This is a genomic window from Leptospira congkakensis, assembly GCF_004770265.1.
GTDB classification, from domain to species: domain Bacteria; phylum Spirochaetota; class Leptospiria; order Leptospirales; family Leptospiraceae; genus Leptospira_A; species Leptospira_A congkakensis.
In genome coordinates this window covers 20,483-41,455 of record NZ_RQGQ01000009.1, presented here as the reverse complement: position 1 = coordinate 41,455, position 20,973 = coordinate 20,483, and the positions used below count along the sequence as shown (strand labels likewise).

The following is a 20,973-nucleotide window of genomic DNA, read 5'->3' as shown; positions in this document are numbered from 1 at the left end:
GTTAAGTTATGGGAAGAGAACAGCTCTTACTCGATTTTATCCCCGAAGGATTTGAACTCATAGAGGTTTGTGAATCAGCAATTCTCTCTATCGAAGAAATCAATGACCAATCGGGGGATTATGATGAAGAGTTAATTAATAATCTATTTCGGGCAGTACATACATTTAAGGGTTCTAGCGGATTACTAAAACTGGAAAGTTTAGTTAAAATCTCACACGAAGCTGAAACTTTGATGGATATTTTACGTAAGGAGAAAAAACTCCCTAGCGATGATATATGCCAGGTATTAATTAACACTTGTGATCAATTACGAAGACTCTTACAAAAAGTTGACGAAACAAAATCTAATCCAGAATTAGATGAAGAATCCGAAGCAATTATCGAAGTCCTAAAACGTGAAATCAAAGACTTAAACCTGGAAACGGAAGTTTCTGATTCAGACAACAAACCTAAAGAACCAAAGAAAAAAAGTTTTGAAATCTTTGGAGAGGAATCTTCAAATACTTCCACTCCACAAGAGCAAAAAAAACCTGCTTTTGAAATTTTTGGTGAATCAAATGTAACTTCCGAGCCGGAGAAAATTGTTACCGCCGAAGTAGTCAAACCTCAAGTTGATTCAGAAAAAAAGGCACAGGAAACTTTCACACAAACAAAAGCTCCAACTGATAAAGATGAAACCAATCCCTCCTCGTCTGTTCATAGAAAAGAAATAAAAGTAGCTAACGAAAAGTTAGATGCTCTAATGGATTTAGTTGGAGAGCTAGTGATTGCGGAATCGAATGTGACTCAACATTCTTTACTCAAATCTTTGCGGAACGAAGATTTTAATTCATCCATCAATCGACTGAGAAAAATTGTTTTAGACTTACAAGAAGTTGCTTTATCCACTCGGATGATACCGATCAGCGGTGTCTTCCACAAGATGTCTCGTTTGGTAAGGGATCTACAAAAAAAGGCCAATAAAAAAGTAGCCTTGTACATTAGCGGTGAAGAAACAGAAATCGATAAGTCGATCGTTGATCTAATTGCAGACCCTATCATTCATATCCTAAGAAATTCCATTGATCATGGAATCGAAAATACAGAAGAACGGTTGTTATCGAATAAGCCAGAAGTGGGCTCCATTCAACTGAGCGCAAGACAATCTGTTAACGAAGTTTGGGTAATGATTCGTGACGATGGAAGAGGACTCAATCGAGAAAAAATCATCAAAAAATCGATTGAACGTGGAATCCTTACTGGTGACACCGATCAACTATCTGACCGAGAAGTTTTCAATTTAATTTTTGTGCCTGGATTATCCACTGCAGAAGCTGTAACTGATATTTCTGGTCGCGGAGTGGGCATGGATATTGTTCGCCAAAATATAGAACGAATGGGCGGAAAAATTGAAATCCATAGCCGTTATGGAAAAGGAACAAGTTTTATCTTAAGAATTCCATTATCGCTTGGAATCATGGAAGGGACTGTTGTTCGTATTGGTAGTAAATTTTTTACAATCCAAACAACTGAATTAAGAGAATTTATCAGCCTTCGTGACAGAGAAGAGATTCCTTTGGAAGATAATCAAAAGGTAATCGATGTTCGTGGAGCATTCATTCCTATCTTTGACATCAATCAGATTTTAAACCATAGAGAAGAAATTTCTTATGATGGTTTAGATCCGCTAATGATAGTTCTTGAATATGAAAAACGACTAATAGGTGTCCGAGTTGATGAAATCATTGGTAACCAAAACGTTGTTATCAAACCATTACAAGGAATTTTAGAAGAAGCAAATGGAGTGAATGGTTTCACAATTCTTGGAAGTGGAAATGTAAGTTTGATTTTAGATGTTAAATCCATTTTTCAAAAAATGCAAAGAATCGACTAATGATTAAGTTACTCATTGTTGATGATCAGTCTGTAGTGAGAAAAGTTTTGGCGGAGATGTTTGCCGGTGATAAAAATATCCAAGTTGTAGGAACTGCATCCAATGCTTTAGAAGCAAAACGATTGGTTCCGCAACTTCTACCCGATGTTATAAGTCTAGACGTAGATATGCCGGGAATGTCCGGGATTGAATTTTTAGACTGGTTAATGCCAAACTTTCCTACTCCAGTGATTATGCTGAGCACATACACCGTGTCAGGTGCCAATGCAACAATCCAGGCCCTTGAAAGAGGAGCAATGGATTTTGTTAAAAAACCCGATGGAACCGAAGCAGATTTCTTGCGAATGTTAGAAGAATTAACAAACAAAATCAAAAAGTTCGGCATTGGTGCAAAACCAAAACAAGTCTTAACAAATTCGCAATCAAAACTTTCTGGATTAAAAGGCAAACAAACAGAGATCAAACTAATTGCAATTGGAGCGTCTACTGGAGGAACCCAAGCATTGGATTTTATATTACATAAATTACCAAACGACCTTCCTCCAATTGTTGTTGTTCAACATATGCCAGAACATTTTACAGCACTGTTTGCGCAAAGACTCAACCAAACCACAGGTCTTCCCGTAAAAGAAGCTGCACATGGAGATATCTTAGAACAAGGTCATGTTTATTTAGCACCAGGTGACCAACATCTTCTCGTTCGTCGTATGGCAGGACGTTTTTATTTAGAAGTCGAAATGTTTGATAAGGTAAGTGGACATCGCCCCTCAGTTGATGTTTTATTTAATTCTATCTCTCAAGGAAAGATGGGAAACCATTGTTTAGCAATTTTGCTCACTGGAATGGGAAGAGATGGAGCCAGCGGGTTAAAAGGAATCAAAGATGTTGGCGGAAGAACCATTGGACAAGATGAAGAATCTTGTGTGGTTTACGGGATGCCAAAGGAAGCATTTCTGTTAGGTGGTGTCGAGAAACAAGTAAGTCTTTCAGCGATACCCGATGTTATTTTACAATATTTATAATTTAATAGGAGATTCAATATGTCAAAAAAAATATTACTTTGTGATGATGCACCAACTGCCTTAAAACTTATGGAAATGGTGTTAGGAGATGAAGGTTACGAAATTTTCAAAGCTGAAAACGCAGAACAAGCAATGAAAAGTTTAGAAGTAAACGGGCCTTTTGATGGTTGTGTTTTTGACGTGAACATGCCAGGAAAAAATGGGATCGAACTATCTCGTGATTTTTTAGCACACCCCAAAGGAACAGGAGCAAATATTGTTATTGTTTCCACAGAATCCAGTGATCATTTGCGCCAAGCAGGTAAAGATGCAGGAGTTAAAGCTTGGATTGTGAAACCATTTGATGATGAAGATTTGATTGAAGTTCTAAAAAGAATCACTAATTAAAATGTATAAACATTTGTTTTTTTAACCATTCTTTCGCGAACCTTAGTTTCGAAATGTCTTTCTTGTGTAAGAATTTCAGTAGAGAGGTTCGCAGGAATTCTGGTTATAAAAACATCATAACTATCCGTATGAAAAACTAATTTTCTATACAACTCTCCACCCGTATCTTCGCTTATAATAGGAATTTTTTCTGTTTGCAAAAAATCTTTAACGAAAGAAACATTTTTCGGTCCTGCGTTACTTGATGTTAGTTTCAGAGTTTTAGAACCACCGAATATTTTTGCTTTTAATTGATTCCGCGGGATATTGAGTTTTACAAATTCGTTGATGAGAAGTTCCATAGAAGTAATTCCATACCTTGAACTTTTTTTCTCTTCTACTTTGTCGTTACTACCTGGTAACAGGATATGATTGATCGCACTATGTTTAGTTTTTTCATGATACAAACAAACAGAAACACAGGATCCTAAAATCGTCCTGATTTCATAATTTCCAGAAGTGAAATAAGCTTCACCAATATTTAGAAAAACCTGTTGTTTCATAATGAAATATAAATTCTACAGAGATGTGTATCTTCATTATTATCGGAGAAATAAATTTGTCATTCCAAATTATTTTTCTTTGGTAAACAAGCCTGTGAGTTATCAAATAATTTTCAATCTTGTTCTTTTTTATAAAAATGAGACCATCCAAAGGGAGATTCCCTAAACAATTTGGATGGTCGTAATCTAATTAAATATATTTACCTGGCAGTTCGATACCTAGCGTACACTCCGTCAATATCCGGCCCATTAGAAATCGCCTCTTTTACAAAAGCTAAATTTGTATCTGGATTTTTCCAACGAACGGAAGAGGCAGAAGATAATCGGATATAGGTAAATCCATTTTTTAATTCATCTCGTAAAGTCGAATTACAGCCAGATCCACCGGCCAGGTTGGAAACATCACTCAGTTCCTCTAAATCAAACCCATCTCCCCCAGAATTATTTGTATCAAAAACTAAATTAGGATCGTATCCAAAGTTCTTTGTTGTTTCGTTAAACAAAACGGAATTACGACCGGCAAATCTCGGCCAATCAGCAGGATTCTTCGAATAACTAGTCTCAGGCGAAAAACCATAATTTGGATTAAAACCACACCAATTGACTGTGTCATTACTCAATTCAACAATTACGATATCCATAAAGTATGTACTTGGATTTGATACTTTGAATGCATTTTCAAAAACAATAAAATCAATCCCTGGACCGTTTGTAATTTTGTAACCAGACCACTCCAAAACAATATGATCATTGGCCAAAGTATAGTATAACGAAAACACATCCACTCCACCACCACTTAGGCCGGCACCTCTTACACCGTTAACAGCGTTATTACTATTTCCAATCCCTGAGCCCGTATGTCCGGGAGCTGACTTTACAGTATCTGCTAACCATACGCCATCATCTCCAGTATTTATAGGTCGATTTGGTGTGTTTTCTGATCCACCGGCCGAACTCCCCGTATCGAGTTGTAATAGAGGTAAAACTAACGACGAATCAATGTTCGTTGGTTTTGTTTCGCAGCTCCAAACCAAAAGAAGGGAAATGCAGACGAGAGTTAAGTTTGTTTGAGTTTTCAATTTTGTCTCCTTTAGTTGTCACTAGGAGCGTAGAATTGATAAGTTGTGATTTTTTCATTTGCAACGACCCAGAGTGACATATTCGTCCGGGGCCCTGAAAATAAATTTCGGTGCAAATGATCGTTTACGGGCGATTCATTTACGGGAAGATCCGACTTATTCCATAGAATCTATGGAAATCACGGTTGCGCCGTCAGCTGAGGATTCACACCTCATTCCTCCCGGAATTAAGTCCAGTTTTTGTAAGCAAACATTTTTAACAAGGATTAAAGCATCTGAACTGGAAGAATCCAAAAGAGAAGAAAGAAGTTTTTAAATTTTGAATCAACTTCCTATCTTAGCTAAACACAAATCACAGTTTCCACAACCATCAAAAGAAGAATCAAAATATTCATGAATGAACTTTCTCCTACAATCCTCCGTTTTGGTATAGAGAACAGTTTGGTACAAACGTTTTTGATTTTCCTTTTTTTTGTCTAACAATTCTGACTCAGAAAAAATAGAATCAGACCAAGGGGATTCTATTTGCAAAGTCCCACGTTCCATATCACCTGAAATAAGGCCTTTACTTGCTAGTAAACTGAGAGCTGTTTGGATTCGATGGTCTCCTTTGTTTTTATAAGTCATCAACGATTGTAAAGTTTCGTAATCCATACCGGATAATTCAGTTTGTTTTTGTAAAAGAATATGGAACAACTTTTTTAAATACACTAGATCTGGATTTTGCCATTCAATAAATTCCATTTGAACGGTTAGGTCATCTTGACAATAGTAAAGTTTACAATCGGAAGGGAAACCATCTCTTCCTGCACGACCAATTTCTTGGTAATATGATTCTATACTTCCCGAAATTTGAGCATGGTATACATTACGAATATTAGGTTTATCGATCCCCATGCCAAATGCATTAGTCGCCAAAAGGATTCCCTCCTCTGACTTAAGAAACAATGATTGTATTTTGTTTCTCTGTTCAGAAGAAAGTTTTCCGTGATAAACAATATGACGTTTATGTTTTGTATCCAACCAATGACTAAACTTTTCGAGCTCCCCAATCAAACTAAAATAGATAATGGTTGCACCCTTTGATTGTTTCAAATCTTCCAAAATGGCTTTGTATTTAGATTCTGAATCAAAACAATCCACCACTGATAGTTTCAAATTTGGTCGAAATAATCCGTTATCAAAAATCTGAATTTCTTCTTTTGAAAATCCAAGTTGAGTGATGATATCAGCTTGCACTCGTTTGGATGCAGTGGCCGTAAGTGCTATCGTCGTCGGGAAACCTAAGATTTCACGAAACCAAGCAACTTTAGTATAGTCAGGTCGAAAGTCATGACCCCACTGACTGATACAATGTGCCTCATCAATTGCCAGAAGAGAAACCGTAAGCTCACTGAGTGCATCTAAAAATTCTTTTTTTTGGAATCGTTCTGGTGAAACATATAAAATTTTATAATCACCCGATTTTAGTTTAGAGTAACGATCGATTCTTTCGGCTTTCCCCAAACTGGAGTTTATAAAAACAGCAGAAACACCTTTTTTCTGTAATGCGGCTACTTGATCCTTCATCAAAGCAATTAAAGGTGAAATCACGATACAAATTCCAGGAAGACTAACTGCGGGGATTTGATAACATAAAGATTTTCCCATTCCAGTAGGCATCAGAACAAGAGAATGAGAACCACCAATCACATGTTTTATGATAATTTCTTGTTTACCGCGAAATTCAGAAACACCAAAAATATTACAAACTTTTTCAAAATCTTGCGAGGAAGGGAGAAATGATTGGTTATCGATATTCAGGATTTTTACCTTAACAACTGTCGCACCGAGATCGCATAAAAGTCATTTACTTTTTAAAAAATCTAAGCGAATTATGTTACGAGAAACACTTCCATAGGTTTCAACTTACCTTTCACTGTCTCTTCAGCAATAAATTTTGTATGGAATTCTTCTGGATGTTCTAAACCAGCGATAGTAGAGCCTGAAACAAGTATATCAACAGAATATTTTTTAGTTAATCCTTCTAATCGACTCGCAGCATTCACTGTATCACTAATGACAGTAGAGTCCATTCTTCTATTTTCGCCTATTGTTCCAAGCATCAATGGACCAGTATGAATTCCAATACCAAACTCGACAGCTTGGTATCCTCCCCGAACTCTCCCGTCGTTGTATTCTCTTAGGGTATGTCTCATCGCAATTGCTGCCGCCAATGATTCGTCAGGTGGCCCAGGAAAAAGAGCCATGATTCCATCTCCCATATATTTATCTACAAATCCATTATGATCTCTAATGATAGGACCAAACAATTTAAGAAATGAGTTGATAAACTTAAAATTTTCTTTAGGACTCATTGATTCTGATAAACCAGTAAAGTTTCGAATGTCCAAAAAGAACACAGTCATTTTCATTTCAGAAAAATCACCTAAAACAATTTCGGTAATACTTTTTTTGTTTAAAAAACCCAAAACTTCTCGAGGAATAAATCTTTCAAGAGATGAGTTAATTCTTTCCAAGGCTGCAGAATGCATCTCACTCGTCGCAAATGCATTGGCAAATAAACGTGCAACAACCAAAGACTGTGCTAAAATAAAAACAAGGGTTCCTACATTCACAAGCGAAGGTAGATTCCAGAAAAAATGACTTTTGACTATATCAAGTAGAACGGTAAATAAAAAGATACCCGTACCCCCTACAAACAAACCAGCACCTGGTTCTTTATGAATGAGGGCTCGACCAACAGTGATTAAACTATAGATACCATAGAACACGAGGAGTAATTGAAAAGGGACAAGTAGTTTTGTTGTCCAAACAATTGGAGCGACGACATTGATGATTGCATAAACAATTCCCCCTGTAACAGTAAGGATTGTTATTGGCCGATAGGAGTGTCTAGGATACAACCTGTCCACAAATGCTGCAAAACTAACAAGAGCCAACGCCATCGTAGCATAAACTCCACGAATTACAAAATACCAACTGACATCTGGGAAAATTTCCAAAAATAAAGTTTCACTATATAGAGTAGAACGAAATGAAATCATTAAACAAAAGACTCCAAACCAAAGCGGAGCTCTATTTTGACTTCGAAAGAAAAAGGAACCACAATGATAAAGACCCATAAGGAAGATAGCACCAAAAAGTAAAGCTTCCCATATAATGGCTTGTGTTCGAATCATTTGAATCTGTTCTAAAGTACCAAGTCTTAAACTATAATAAATACCTCCAAATTGATCATCCCAATTTGAAACTTCAACCATTAGATTGATTTCTGATTTATCAGTTTTGGGAATTAAGATCACCCTCGGTCGATAAGAAGGAGAACCTCCTCCTGGAACTGAAGAAATTTTACCTTCTTCTGCAATGACATCCCCATCAACTGACAAAGAAAAGGCGGTTCCCACCAAAGGAGATAAAATTGCTAAATCCGAGGAACTGTCAGGTAATTTAATTTTTAATCGGTAAACGCCATAACCAATTGGATTTCCATGAAATCCTTTTGTAGACGGAACTTCCCAAGGAATTTCGTTTAGAGTCCATTCTCCATCAAGCGAAACAGGTCCTTGACTCCAAGACCAAACACTCAAATCCATTGTTCCAGCAAGTGCAATTGGACTTTGCGATTGTCCAGATTTTGCAGAACACATAGTACAAAAACTAATGGCAATCAATACAACTACGTTATGGATGGCAGGAAACATTTCTTGGAATGCTAACGAATGGTAGGAGATTGTCAATCGATTTAGAATCATTGGGATACACAACTAATCAAAAGAATAATTCATCTATTCAGAAAACTTTGGATTAGTTTTCAGAATCCCATACTTCTAAAATCTAATTCTTTATGATTTTCGAAATGCCTTCTACATAAACTACGGTGAACTACTAAATACCAGAAATAATGCGATGTTTTTTAATCAGATAGGAACAATCTGTCAATGAAGCGGAACAACAAATCTGGTTCAAAGAACTTGACAGTAAATTTTAGAACTTTAGAGTTTTGTAATCTAAAGGAGACTAGATGAAATTAAAACTATCAACAATCGTTTCGATTTGTATTTTTTTTACGCTGACTGCATCCGTTCCAGCACAAAAAGGACAACAGTATGAAGCAAAACCACATGGTGGATTTACAAAAAATATATCAGGCACTTGGGATTGTGGTGACTTTGGGAAACTAACACTCAAACAAAATGGAATTTCAGTCACTGGTGTTTATGATACCAACGGAGGAAGTTTGAGAGGAACCATTACTGGGAATACATTTAGTGGTGTTTGGTCTGAATCAGAAACTGGTGATTCAGGAGCGTTTGAGTTCGAACTAGCCATCAAACGTATGTCTCCAGACCCTACTCATTTAGATGGGAAGTGGAATCACACAAACGATCGTAAATGGCAGACTGGTTGGAACTGCGTCAAATAAGATTATGATAGGAACAATAGTAAAATCTGTTTTAATTATTGCAGGGTTCATTGCATTAGGTGGGGCCATTGGCTTTTTTGGACCTTTCATCATTGCACAATTCGATCAAAATCCTGCTTGGTCTATGATCACAATGATTACCGTACCAATAGGTTTTAATCTAGGACTTGTCGTCGGTTTGTTTTGGGTTTTTGGATTTACCTTTCCCGGAGTCATCGTTCCTTTAATCACAAGCCTTGGTTTAGTTACAATGGTTTACTATCTAATTTTTAATCAGTAGGTGTTATGAAATTTCTTTTTACTTTCTTAATTTGCTTTATGCCATTATTTGCCAAACCAAATCTTCCAATTTCTTTTGAAGAAAATGGGCTTTATGGTTTTAAAAATAAATCGGGTAAAGTCATCATCAAACCCCAATACCAACATGTGATGGACTTCACTAAAGAATCAGTCAGTTTTGTTGTGAGTGAGAACAAGTGGGTATGTATCGATACCAAAAACAAAATTCTTTTGGAAACCTTTGTTTATGATAATGGGCCTGATTATTATTCAGAAAAACTCGCGCGGTTTGTAGAAAATGGTAAGTTCGGTTTTTTTGATTCTCATTGCAAAAAACAAATCCCAGCAACTTATGATTTTGTTTTTCCTTTCGAAAATGGTTTTTCTATCGTATGTAATGGCTGTAAATTACAACCAGAGGAAGAACATTCAAGGATCGTAGGAGGAAAGTATGGTGCCATAAATAAAACAGGCAAACTAGTCATTCCTATCGAATTTGAATCAATCAATTCCATCGATGCAAAAAAGAAAACAGCCAACGTTACCAACAACAAAACAAAAAGTACAATCAACTTCAAATAGAGAATCACAATGCCAATTCGAATGACAGATGACGACAAGGAACCAGAAGAAGAATCAAAATCAGAAGGTAGTTCTTTTTTTCTAATAGCGATTTTCGCCTTCCTCGGTGGACTTATTTTCAAATACCCAAAGGTAATGATCCCGATTCTACTGATAGGCCTACTCGGACTCATTTGTATTGGAAGTATTTCAGATGATTCTGACACAGAAGAGGATCATTCCACCGAATCTGTGTCAGATGGTCCTCATAAATTAGGTGCAAAGTTTGATACGAAAAAGTATGACGCAACACCTGTTTATGAACCTCTTTCTAAAGATTCTGAGAACACATTACCTTCCGAAGTTTCCCTACTCAAATACGCTCCCAAAAGACAAAGCCAAGGAGAACAAGGATCTTGCACTGGTTGGGCCGTATCTTATGCGGCTCGTACAATTTTACACGCGAAAGCAACTGGCGAAGATCCAAACAAAGTTAGTTTCAGTCCCGCTTACTTATTCAATCAAAACACGGATAAAAATTGTGATGGTGCTTATCCTGTGGACTTACTTGAGGATTTAAAAAAACAAGGAAACTTACAGTATTCAGAATTTCCATACAATGAAAATTCCTGTCGCAACAAACCTTCCTCAGAACAAAAAGAAAAAGCAAAAGAGTTTCGAATTGAGGGTTACCAGCGCCTAACAGAAGATGGCGAAAAATACGAAACTGATATTGATTCGATCAAACAATATCTATCCCAAGGTTCGCCCGTAGTGATTTCGATGGAAGTGGGCGGAACTTTTTTAGATCTAAACAAAGCAGTTTGGATTCCCACTTCAGAGGATTACAAAGCGGTCAAACGTTATAAAAAAGGAAAAGATTCATCCGGAGACTGGGGTGGCCATGCAATGACTGCCATTGGTTATGATGATAACAAAGAAGGTGGAGCCATCCAAATCATGAATTCTTGGGGAGAACGATTTGGTCATAAAGGAATTTTTTGGATTCGTTACGAAGACTTTAATTTATTCGTAAGAGAAGCCTATGCACTTTATCCACCAAAAACTTTTGCACCTAACGAAACTTTTTCTTACCAACTTGGCCTAATTGATAATGCAACAAAAGAATTCATTCAGCTGGAACAAACAAAGGATAACGTATATAAAACGAAGGAAAAGGTTAAAATTGGAACACGTTTCAAAGTAAGTGTAAAAAACGAAAAACCAATTTATCTTTATATTTTTGGACAAGATACAGATGGTAGTTCCTATGTTCTATTTCCTTATACGGACAAACATAGTCCTTATTGTGGAACCAGTGGAGTCAGAGTATTTCCCAAAAAACAAAGTTTAGAAGTAGATAACGTTGGTAAAAAAGATAGTATCGCAGTTGTTTTTGCAAAAAAACAACTAGATTACAAATCAATCAATGCAGCGGTCAATAAATCCAAATCAACCTCTTATTTAGAGAAATTCCAATCGGCGTTCAAAACAAAACTTTCCAAAACATCCCAATTCGGCAAAGCAGGAGACAAGGTTGATTTAATTTCAACAGACCATGATCCCAATACACTCGACTTTGTACTAATTGAGTTTGATAAAGAAAAATAAACCTGTGACACCAGAACTCAAGTTTTCACGATGGCAGTGTCGGATAAAATCCGAACCACCGGTTTTTTTGAAAAATGAATTGGAAACTTTTGTTTTGGTTACTTTGCCTATGTAGTTGTGCACCACTTTCTAATACAACAGAAAGCCCCATTGCCACCCAAGGGAAAATGGATCTAAAGCAATGGGACTTTGCATCTACTCTTTTTCTGTCTGGTGAGTGGGCCTTCCAATGGAATCAATTGATCCCGCCAAACCAACTCACACCTAATAACTTACTTAACTTTCATAATCAAAACGCGGAGAATTCTAAAAATTTCCAAGTTATCGGAGAAAGATGGAAAAATAAATTTGAAGGAACTGGCTATGCTACATACCAATTAAATATTTTATTTCCGGAAACTGCAAAAGAAAACATTTATACCCTTCGTTTTTTCCAAACGGGAGGTGCCGCAATGTCTGTCTATATAGATGGCATTTTGAAGTTAGAACTTGGTAAAGTTGGCACAACCAGAGAAACGATGATCCCAACTCGCAGTTCAGGAATTGTAGTCCTGCCACACCCAAATAAAGAGATCAATATTCTGATCCATATATCCAATTTCTATCATGACGATGGAGCATTTTGGTATCCACCAACTTTGGGGTTATACCAAACTACCAATAAACAAATATTAAACGAAGCTATTAGAGATTCCCTTCTTACGGGTGCTCTAGTGTTTATGGCTTTTTATCATTTTGTAGCATTTTTATTCAGAAGGAATCGATCCTTAATTCTATACTTCGGCCTGTATAGTTTTGTCATTTCCCTACACTCCATCTCTTTGAATGGAGATTCTTTATACTATTTATTCCCAGAAGTTCCTTACCGCCTAGCATTTGCTTTATCTTTAATTTTTTACTTAGCAATGCCCTTTTATCTTTTATTTTTAAAAGAACGATTTCCGGAAAATTTTTCAAAGAGAATCACTCACTTTTTTGTTATTTCCTGCTCCATTTTGTTTCTTTTTGTTTTGCTAACACCATCTGAGTGGGGATCACAAACAACATTTTATGGAATATTTTTAACCATCCTTGGATTACTTTATTCAATCATTTGTATTACGTATGCTGTTTTCCAAAAAAGAGAAATGGCGATACCTTTACTTCTAATTCAAATTTTCCTATTTTTAAGTGCAATCAACGACACTTTATATCTCTATGGGATTTTAAATTATTTTTTAATACTTAAATATTCTTATTTATCAACTGTTTTATTCCAATCATTAATATTAGCTTCGTATTTCACAAAGTCTTTTATCAAAACTGAGATGTTGGGAAAAGAACTTTCGGCACTCAATGAATCTTTGGAAAAAACAGTCGTTCTTCGCACAAAGGAATACAAGGAAGCAAAACAAATTGCAGAAGAAGCCAACAAATGGAAAGATAAATTTATTTCCCTTGTGGCACACGATTTACGATCTCCATTAAGCACCGTTTACTCAGCGTTAACCATTGTAACGGATAAAAACTCAAATGAAGATGAAAAAACACATATTTTCAAACAAGTGTTTGTAATTTTAGAAAATGCCCTGTCGACAGTAGAACATCTTTTAAATCTAAATCGATTCCGATTGGATCAAGGACTAATCCATTTACAACTATCGGAAAACAAGTTATTAGAAATCGTAAGTTCTCTCAAAGAATCTTTTTCATTTGAACTGCAAAAAAAATCATTACGTTTAGAAATACTCGTTACCGAATCTGATACTGTTTATGCAGATATGTCCATGCTTGTAGAAATCATTCGGAATCTAATTACAAATGCAATAAAATTCAGTCATCCGAATGGTTGGATTCGAATTGGTTTAGAGGATCACAAGGATTTCACTGAAGTTACAATTGAAGATAATGGCCAAGGCATTTCCATAAATCGCCAAAAAGAAATTTTTTCTAATCCAATTCCATCGCAAGGAACTATGGGCGAAAAAGGATTTGGTATTGGTCTCAAACTCTGTTTGGAACTCATGCGCCTTCATGGAGGAAACATCCGAGTAGAATCCAAACCAGAAAAAGGTAGTAAATTTATTTTAGAGTTTCCCAAAAACAAAACAATTTAGAAAGATCGAAAGGAGTAACCGGATAATTACAATATATTCATCAAACCTAAACTATCTAGCCAAAAGTCGTCTATCGTCGACCTTTTCAAAATCTATAATTTATTGACAATTTTCAAATTTTATAAGTAAAATGTAGCCAATGAAATCGAAAGTTCTAAAAATATCTAGTTTGATTTTTATTCTCACTTTGTATTGTAAACCTGATGATCTCTGCAATTTCAACGATGCAGAAGAAAAGTGCGGTTTAACCAATATATTGGTACAATCGAACTGTGAAATTTCCGCATCGCCGCCAGCCAAACCACAAAATTTGATCGCCACCCCGAGTAATGGACAAATTGCACTAAATTGGAATTCAAGCTATTGTGCAAATCGTTATTCAGTGTATTGGTCCAATACTTCCAATAGCAATCTGCTTACCGCTAATAAAATTATTACTCAGGATGCAAAACTAACGCATACAGGTCTCACCAATGGAGTTGTCTATTATTATCGCATTGTTGCTGAAAATTCCCTAAACCACAAAGAGAGTCTTCCATCCGATGAAGTTTTTTTTTCCCCAACACCCGCAACTCTTAAAATATTTGTAACGGGAGCAACCTATCCAATTCCTACGATCGGAAGTATCGCCGGCGCCGATACAATTTGTAATAGTGATGGTGCCAAACCAGTTGGTGGATCTCTTTACAAAGCTTTACTTGTCGACGAATCTGGCTGTAGTTCTCTTCCTTGTAGAAGAGCCTCAATTACTGCCAACGTCGGAGATGGACAAATTGATTGGGTATTAAAACCAAACACAAATTATGTGAGATCTAACGGAATTACACCGATCATGACAACCAATGCTAATGGATTATTCATTTTTGGAACTCTAACAAATAGTTGGTCAGCAGCTGCAGCTACAGGAATCAGCGGAATGTCTGGTAACTGGACAGTTTTTGCAGGACTTACCTGCACGAATTATAGTTTAAATTCTGGATCGGTAACAACAACCCAATACAACCAAACAGGTAGCGGCTCCCTCTCCAGTGCCTCTTTAACTTGTGGAAACTCATATTCCTTACTTTGTGTAGAACAATAATGAGTTAATAATTTCAGTAAACAGATCAATATTTGCATTTCATTAAATTCGAGACTATATACATCATTCGCGTTCTGCAAATCCGAGGGGCTACATTGGATAAAAGAAAATAAGATGAGTAGATACCACAACCGATACAGAACTTCCGGACAAAGTAAACGCAAACAGTAGAATTCCTACCTTTTCCTCTTGGCCAATGAGTATAATGGATTTTATGACACGGGTCGTTCCGATATAGATTTCAGAACAAAAATTCAGGAACGAATGAATCATTTTGAACTGCAACAGTCTTTTTCTGGGTAGTTTCGTGAATTGAAAAAGTAGGATGGATACAAAAACAACAAAAATGCAAAGGAAACCTTTCAAAAAAGATCAGGTTACATCAAAAATTAGAAACTTCCAAAATGGAAAGTCGAAATATCTTGATAAAAATCCCAAACATTCCACACTTCAATAAACAACGAGTTACTAAAATGAAGAAATTTACACTACCATTGGTATTTCTGGTTCTTTCTTCCTGCTCGTTCCCTTCCCTGACTCGCAGCCCTTTGGATTTTTTAGCTTTCCTCCGTTTTTTTTCCGGTCCACAGTTTACAGGACATAGTATTGGTGGAGCTGTATCGGGGCTCCTTCCTGGAACATCAGTCACACTCACAAACAACCAAGAATCAGTAACAGTGAGTGCTGATGGAAATTTCGTTTTCCCTACCAAACTCAGTTCAGGCCAAAGTTATGATGTCAGTTTTGTAACCAATGGTGCAGGATTGGTTTGTACGATTGCCAATGCACAAGGTGTTGTTCAGAGCAACAATGTAACAAACGTAAGTATCACTTGTGGACTGGGTTCAAACTTTTATGAAGTTGGTGTAAACCTCTCTGGTTTAAGTGGAACCATCAGTGTACAAAATAATGGAGCAGAAACTCTAAACATTGCTACAGATGGTCTCACAAAATTTTCAACTCTCGCAGCAACTGGAACCAATTATTCCGTAGTCATCACCTCACAGCCAGTAGGTACAATCTGTTCTTTTGACAACCCAACATTATCAATAGGCACAATCGCTGCTACCAACGTAACCATATTCATAACATGTGTTACTGGTTATATTGTTGGAGGGAATCTCCACCAAAATCCAAGTACAAATTTAGGAACTAACTTAATCGGAAGAAAAACATTCATTCGAACCAGAGTTGGATCTTATCCTACTAACGCTGGTGGTGCTGGCGCCATTACCGGCGGAGCCGTTGCTTCTGCCGGGCCAACAGTGGCTCGCTTTAATGGCCCAGGTATGATTGCTACAGATGGTAACTTTGTATATGTAGCGGATACTAATAATGCTGTAATTCGTAAAATCGATAAATCCAACGGCACTACAACCATCCTAGCCGGAGGAAATACCGGTGGTGGGACAGTTTGTCCGGGCACTGTCACAACCAGTTGCCAAGATGGGGTTGGAACCTCTGCTCAGTTTAATGGGATTGTTGGCCTCACAACAAACGGAAACAGTTTATTTGTTTTAGAAGCAGCTGGTAGAAGGATTAGAACTGTTAACCTAACAACCGCTGCGGTATCTACATTTGCTGGTTCTGGAAATGCAGCCTCGGCTGACAATACTTCAGGGATCCTAGCTTCTTTTAACAACCCATCCTGGATCACTGTTTTTAATGGAACCATCTATGTTGTGGATAGGGGAAATTGCACCATTCGTGTTGTGAATCCTGTAACAACTACAGTGAGTACTATTGCCGGCGGCCCAACATTGTGTAGCTTTGTCAACGACCCGATAGGAACTAACGCACGTTTCGTGTCCCCAATCGCAGTGGTCGGCCTAGGAAGTTACCTCTATGTTTCTGATATTGGTGTTGGAGGTCATAAAATTCGTAGAATTGCCCTTACAGGATCCAATGCTGTTGATACCATTGCTGGTGATGGGGTGCAAGCTTCCACTGATGGAATTGGAACTGCCGCACAATTCAACGATCCACATGGCCTTACAACCGATGGAACCGATTTATTTATTTCTGAATGGTCTGGTCATAAAATCAGGCATCTAAACCTAACAACAAATAAAGTCACAACCTTAGTCGGAAGTGTTACTGGATACGCAGATAATACTGGAGGAAATGGGCTTTTGAACTTTCCAGGTTATTTATTGTCAGATGGACTCAATATCTATATTGCAGATACGGGAAACCACTCCCTTCGTTACCTAGAATCTTCAGAACTACTTCGTTATACCTTTGATGGAAACACAAACGACTCGATTGGGACAAACAATAGTTTGGTGACAGGTGCACCCACTCCCACTATGGATGAAAATGGACTCGCGGGTGGAGCTTACGAATTTCATGGGGGCGGAGAAGTCATCCAGTCAACAGCAAACATCAATCCAGTCATTACAGATAATTTAACCATTTCTGCTTGGATATATCCAGCAGGTGGAGTTAGCACGCAGTTTATATTCTATAATGGTCAGGGTGGTTCCAATGGATATGGCCTCACTTTCGATAGGAACACTCGTACTTTAGCGATAAGTTTAGGAGCCGTTGCAAGTAGTGGGAATTCCACAATGAAATTACCCTTAAACCAATGGTCTCATGTCGTATTAACTCGGAATGCTACCAACTGGAAAATCTATATCAATGGCAAAATGGATCCCCTTGTTTTTACGATGAATCCGAACCCACCAGCAAATAGTTTCAAGGTGGGAGATGCAGGGAATGGTTTTTTCTTCAAAGGGAAAATCTCTGATGTTCGTTTTTTTAATGGTGCCCTTGCCAACGATGACATCCAAAAACTAGCAGTGCAAGTTCCTTTCGGACTCATCACCTATTTTCCGTTCAACGGGAATTCAAAAGACTATGGAAATTTTCAAAATGATTTGACGATCTCGGGAGCCATAACCACAACAGACCGCAACGGACATCCCAATGGCGCCTATTATTTTAATGGCGCTTCCTTTATGCAAAAATTGAGTCCAAGTGGTTTGCCAATAGGAAATAATCCAAGGACGATTTGTGCATGGTTTAATAAATCCAGTTCTATTGGTGAATACATCGTGGGATATGGAACCTTTACGACCTCACAAGGGAATGGGCTTGTGGTTTCTGATACAGTTACAGGTATGTTTGGTGTGGCAGATGACGTCACAACCTTTCATGAAGGTTTTCGAAACCAATGGATGCATCTCTGCGGAACTTATAATTCCACAAACACTGAAATTTATGAGAATGGAGTTTTACGTGCTGCAGGGCCTAAATCATGGTCTACTGTTCCTGGAGCCAGTTTGGAAGTGGGCAGACGCCTAGATGGAATCGCAAACTTTACTGGCGACCTTGATGAAATTAGAATCTACAATCGTGTTCTTAGTATTTCGGAGATCAGAGCCTTGTCAGGCCATTATCCGACCCAGGTCAGTAGCTGGAACCAAACACCTGCTAGTAGCAGTTTAAAGTTTTTCTTGATGCCGGAGGCCGCATCTTTTGGCCCAGGCCTTTGTGTGGGAGGATCCAATTGTGTAGGTGTTTTGGATGACCGGAGTGGGAACGGCCTTCATGTCAGCCAAGGCACGGGGGCCCAACAGCCAATTTTTAACGCTATCGGTATCAACGGATCAAAAGGTTTGCGTTTTGTGAGTTCAGTAGGAACATATTTAACTAGAGCTTGCATTCCTGAATTAAACACTCCCGCGAACACAATCTTTGCCGTATTTAATGATATGGATGGTTCTGGCAGCGATGGAATTTTTCATAATGGCACATCAGGTAAGTTATTGTATTTACCCAATGGGTCTGGGAACCAAATCAGCTTATTCGACTTGCAACTTAACTCAATTCGATTGATCTCTAACGCAAGTTACAGTGGAGTCAATGAAGAAATATTAATGACTCTCGATTATGATGGAACTTCTGGAAATATTTATAAAGGTGGAGCCATTGAGGCATCCTCAAGTTTTGGGGCTACCGCTTATAATTGTTCTGCCGGACAATTGGACATCGGTAGGTTCTATTGGGGCGGAGGAGCACCCGCCTTTGATGGAGATTATTTAGAAGGTTTTCTTGGTGATTTGATCTATTTCGACCAGCAACTTTCTACCGTTGACAGAGAAATTGTTGAATGTTATCTTTCCAATAAATACAATCTTGCAGTAAGCCACCCCTGCCCGTAACCAGAAATCAATCAACTAGTCAGTCTCCATTTCATATCTTGTTCGTTAGGTGGCCAAAAGCCATCAAAATCATTACAACTTTTATCTTTGGAATTTTTAAATCTTGTTCAGGAGTATTTGAAAAAACACCGTTCAGAAAGATTAAGGAAAACAAGATTGGGTTTTGAATTTTTTAATTGTCTGACCAAGACTGGAAAAAAATTTTTCTAGTCGAGTTCGACATATTTTAATCACTGAACCTGATTCAGCCAAGAAAAAGAAGAGGCAACCGTTAAAAAATAATAAAAAAAACATTTAATCCAAAAGTAAGATATACTAAAATACTAACACTTTTAGCTTTAGCGAACCTTCCTTATGTCCGTATATAAAAAGTTTACTGTTTTTTTCCTATCTATCATCTTTTTAAGCCTAATTGCCAGCTTAGCTATTTACAGCTTACAGATGTTTCTTTATCAGAACAACCCAGAGACTCAATTAAAACCATATCATTTTTCCAAAATCTTATCGCGGACAGCTACTGTTATACTTTTCATTTCTCTGATTTGGTTTCGAAAAAAGATCGATAAAAAATCAATACAATCCCTCGGGCTTGAAAATTTTTCAAAAAGAAAACAACAACTCTGGATTGGTTTTTTAGCCGGAATTTTATCTTTATCACTTGTAGTTGTTGTGAAAATTTTCTTTGATGTTTCTACCTTGGCACCAAAAACTTGGGAGTTCTTCGATTTAGTTAAATGTTTGTACTTCTTAGCTGCTGTGTTTTGTATCGCATTTGTTGAAGAATTGTTTTTTCGAGGTTACCTCTTACAATCATGGATTAGTGATTTAGGAGAAAAAAAAGCCTCAGTATATACAAGTTTATTCTTCTCTCTCACTCATTTCATACGACCTATTTCAGATCCTTTGATTTTTGTATCTGAATTTATTGGGCTATTTTTGGTCGGATATACCTTATCTTTAGCATGGATTTACACTCGTGCATTGTATCTTTCCATCGGAATCCATGCTGGTTGGGTTTACGTCGTCAAAATGCAGCCGTATTTTGTAGATTCTATTCCCCATGACAATCATTGGGTCTTCGGTGGAGAAAGACTTGTCTCAGGTGGAATCTCCTGGATGTTTATGATAGCCTTCGTGTGGTTTCTCAAACTTTCATACGACAGAACGTTAGAGAATAAAAAAATCGAATTGGTATAATCTTATTTCTAAAGTAAATGCCAAACTCAATCCATCTCGTTAGGGATAGATTTTCCAGCACTTTTCTCAAATTGTAACATTCTCTCTCGACTGATACCGATTAGGTTATGAGTTAGAGTCAGTTGATCACCCAAAAAATCGGGTGCTAACCGAATTTCAACAACTCGATACCAAGTTTCCTTCGGCGGGACAGTAAAGGCATGGTTGACACATAAACATTTGAATTTAAATCCAAAACTATGTTCCGCAGGCATAGCGGAATGGGGAGCCGCAAAAAAATATACAGCTCTGTCCGTTGGATTTTTCATCACAAGTAAAAACTGCTTTTTAGAGCCTGGCTTTAAAATGAGAAGACTCTCGGGAATCAAATCTCCAAACGGAGCTCGTTTTCCTTCTTTGACTGACCCAGTGGTCCATAATACCAAATTTTGTTCGCCACTTGGTTCTCGAATTTCCATTTGTAAAGGGAGTTTCGTTGTTTCCCATTTGATAAAAATAGAAACCTTACTTGCTTTATGCGGATTCGAAATGAGCGTTTCTGTTTGAGAATTCTCTTTTTTTTCACCCTCCCCACCACAGGAGAAGATGATTACAAATAAAATTGACAAGCTAATAAAAGTTAATTTATTCAAAAAATAATTCATTACTA

16 protein-coding genes are annotated in these 20,973 nt (G+C 37.3%); 11 read left to right on the top strand and 5 right to left on the bottom strand.

From position 1 onward, the window contains the following. Window positions 1-8: 8 nt before the first annotated feature. The 3 genes from EHQ70_RS05950 to EHQ70_RS05940 are packed head-to-tail and all read left to right on the top strand — an operon-like array spanning window position 9 to window position 3,283. Window positions 9-1,874: a chemotaxis protein CheA gene (locus EHQ70_RS05950; RefSeq protein WP_135584482.1), complete on the top strand. Its 1,866-nt coding sequence runs from the start codon at window positions 9-11 to the stop codon at window positions 1,872-1,874. After that, window positions 1,874-2,896 (top strand): protein-glutamate methylesterase/protein-glutamine glutaminase, encoded by a 1,023-nt coding sequence (locus tag EHQ70_RS05945; RefSeq protein ID WP_135584480.1) that lies wholly within the window; start codon window positions 1,874-1,876, stop codon window positions 2,894-2,896. The genes EHQ70_RS05950 and EHQ70_RS05945 overlap by 1 nt, the downstream gene beginning before the upstream one ends. Window positions 2,897-2,914: 18 nt before the next feature. After that, window positions 2,915-3,283, top strand: coding sequence for a response regulator (locus tag EHQ70_RS05940; RefSeq protein ID WP_135584478.1), 369 nt, complete (start codon window positions 2,915-2,917; stop codon window positions 3,281-3,283). Here EHQ70_RS05940 and EHQ70_RS05935 read toward each other — a convergent pair. The 4 genes from EHQ70_RS05935 to EHQ70_RS05920 form a co-directional block, all read right to left on the bottom strand. Beyond that, a complete protein-coding gene (locus EHQ70_RS05935; protein ID WP_135584476.1) occupies window positions 3,280-3,825 on the bottom strand; it encodes a chemotaxis protein CheD in 546 nt (181 codons plus the stop codon). The genes EHQ70_RS05940 and EHQ70_RS05935 overlap by 4 nt on opposite strands. Window positions 3,826-4,025: 200 nt before the next feature. Next, a complete protein-coding gene (locus EHQ70_RS05930; protein ID WP_135584474.1) occupies window positions 4,026-4,904 on the bottom strand; it encodes an LIC_13355 family lipoprotein in 879 nt (292 codons plus the stop codon). A 324-nt stretch (window positions 4,905-5,228) separates the two neighbouring features. Beyond that, entirely contained in the window at window positions 5,229-6,701 is a 1,473-nt protein-coding gene (locus EHQ70_RS05925) for a RecQ family ATP-dependent DNA helicase (protein WP_135584472.1), read from the bottom strand. Between the two features lie 77 nt (window positions 6,702-6,778). Then, window positions 6,779-8,659, bottom strand: a complete 1,881-nt coding sequence (locus EHQ70_RS05920) for an adenylate/guanylate cyclase domain-containing protein (protein WP_135584470.1) — start codon at window positions 8,657-8,659, stop codon at window positions 6,779-6,781. Between the two features lie 269 nt (window positions 8,660-8,928). On the opposite strand from EHQ70_RS05920, the gene EHQ70_RS05915 reads away from it, so the two are divergent. The 8 genes from EHQ70_RS05915 to EHQ70_RS05880 all read left to right on the top strand — a co-directional run bounded on the left by EHQ70_RS05915 (window position 8,929) and on the right by EHQ70_RS05880 (window position 20,324). Then, entirely contained in the window at window positions 8,929-9,330 is a 402-nt protein-coding gene (locus EHQ70_RS05915) for a hypothetical protein (RefSeq protein ID WP_135584468.1), read from the top strand. Window positions 9,331-9,334: 4 nt separating this feature from the next. Further along, complete coding sequence (locus tag EHQ70_RS05910; protein WP_135584466.1) at window positions 9,335-9,610, top strand: hypothetical protein; 276 nt, start codon at window positions 9,335-9,337, stop codon at window positions 9,608-9,610. A 5-nt stretch (window positions 9,611-9,615) separates the two neighbouring features. Next, a complete protein-coding gene (locus EHQ70_RS05905; protein ID WP_135584464.1) occupies window positions 9,616-10,191 on the top strand; it encodes a WG repeat-containing protein in 576 nt (191 codons plus the stop codon). Window positions 10,192-10,200: 9 nt separating this feature from the next. Further along, window positions 10,201-11,781, top strand: coding sequence for a C1 family peptidase (locus tag EHQ70_RS05900; RefSeq protein ID WP_135584462.1), 1,581 nt, complete (start codon window positions 10,201-10,203; stop codon window positions 11,779-11,781). Window positions 11,782-11,855: 74 nt separating this feature from the next. Then, window positions 11,856-13,877 (top strand): sensor histidine kinase, encoded by a 2,022-nt coding sequence (locus tag EHQ70_RS05895; protein ID WP_135584460.1) that lies wholly within the window; start codon window positions 11,856-11,858, stop codon window positions 13,875-13,877. A 139-nt stretch (window positions 13,878-14,016) separates the two neighbouring features. Continuing rightward, a complete protein-coding gene (locus EHQ70_RS05890) occupies window positions 14,017-14,958 on the top strand; it encodes a DUF1554 domain-containing protein (RefSeq protein ID WP_135584458.1) in 942 nt (313 codons plus the stop codon). A gap of 473 nt (window positions 14,959-15,431) precedes the next feature. After that, window positions 15,432-19,127 carry a LamG-like jellyroll fold domain-containing protein gene (locus EHQ70_RS05885; protein ID WP_135584456.1) on the top strand — a complete coding sequence of 1,232 codons (3,696 nt, stop codon included), beginning with the start codon at window positions 15,432-15,434 and terminating at the stop codon, window positions 19,125-19,127. Window positions 19,128-19,481: 354 nt separating this feature from the next. Beyond that, a complete protein-coding gene (locus EHQ70_RS05880; RefSeq protein WP_135584454.1) occupies window positions 19,482-20,324 on the top strand; it encodes a CPBP family intramembrane glutamic endopeptidase in 843 nt (280 codons plus the stop codon). Between the two features lie 26 nt (window positions 20,325-20,350). Here EHQ70_RS05880 and lsa20 read toward each other — a convergent pair whose 3' ends face one another. Then, window positions 20,351-20,968 (bottom strand): LIC11469 family lipoprotein adhesin Lsa20, encoded by a 618-nt coding sequence (gene lsa20, locus EHQ70_RS05875; protein WP_135584452.1) that lies wholly within the window; start codon window positions 20,966-20,968, stop codon window positions 20,351-20,353. Window positions 20,969-20,973: the final 5 nt, after the last annotated feature.

Bases quoted from the DNA above. Each gene is read 5' to 3' on its own strand.
- EHQ70_RS05950 (WP_135584482.1), top strand. From the start codon at position 9: ATGGGAAGAGAACAGCTCTTACTCGATTTTATCCCCGAAGGATTTGAA.
- EHQ70_RS05945 (WP_135584480.1), top strand. From the start codon at position 1,874: ATGATTAAGTTACTCATTGTTGATGATCAGTCTGTAGTGAGAAAAGTT.
- EHQ70_RS05940 (WP_135584478.1), top strand. From the start codon at position 2,915: ATGTCAAAAAAAATATTACTTTGTGATGATGCACCAACTGCCTTAAAA.
- EHQ70_RS05935 (WP_135584476.1), bottom strand. From the start codon at position 3,825: ATGAAACAACAGGTTTTTCTAAATATTGGTGAAGCTTATTTCACTTCT.
- EHQ70_RS05920 (WP_135584470.1), bottom strand. From the start codon at position 8,659: ATGATTCTAAATCGATTGACAATCTCCTACCATTCGTTAGCATTCCAA.
- EHQ70_RS05915 (WP_135584468.1), top strand. From the start codon at position 8,929: ATGAAATTAAAACTATCAACAATCGTTTCGATTTGTATTTTTTTTACG.
- EHQ70_RS05910 (WP_135584466.1), top strand. From the start codon at position 9,335: ATGATAGGAACAATAGTAAAATCTGTTTTAATTATTGCAGGGTTCATT.
- EHQ70_RS05905 (WP_135584464.1), top strand. From the start codon at position 9,616: ATGAAATTTCTTTTTACTTTCTTAATTTGCTTTATGCCATTATTTGCC.
- EHQ70_RS05900 (WP_135584462.1), top strand. From the start codon at position 10,201: ATGCCAATTCGAATGACAGATGACGACAAGGAACCAGAAGAAGAATCA.
- EHQ70_RS05895 (WP_135584460.1), top strand. From the start codon at position 11,856: ATGAATTGGAAACTTTTGTTTTGGTTACTTTGCCTATGTAGTTGTGCA.
- EHQ70_RS05890 (WP_135584458.1), top strand. From the start codon at position 14,017: ATGAAATCGAAAGTTCTAAAAATATCTAGTTTGATTTTTATTCTCACT.
- EHQ70_RS05885 (WP_135584456.1), top strand. From the start codon at position 15,432: ATGAAGAAATTTACACTACCATTGGTATTTCTGGTTCTTTCTTCCTGC.
- EHQ70_RS05880 (WP_135584454.1), top strand. From the start codon at position 19,482: ATGTCCGTATATAAAAAGTTTACTGTTTTTTTCCTATCTATCATCTTT.
- lsa20 (WP_135584452.1), bottom strand. From the start codon at position 20,968: ATGAATTATTTTTTGAATAAATTAACTTTTATTAGCTTGTCAATTTTA.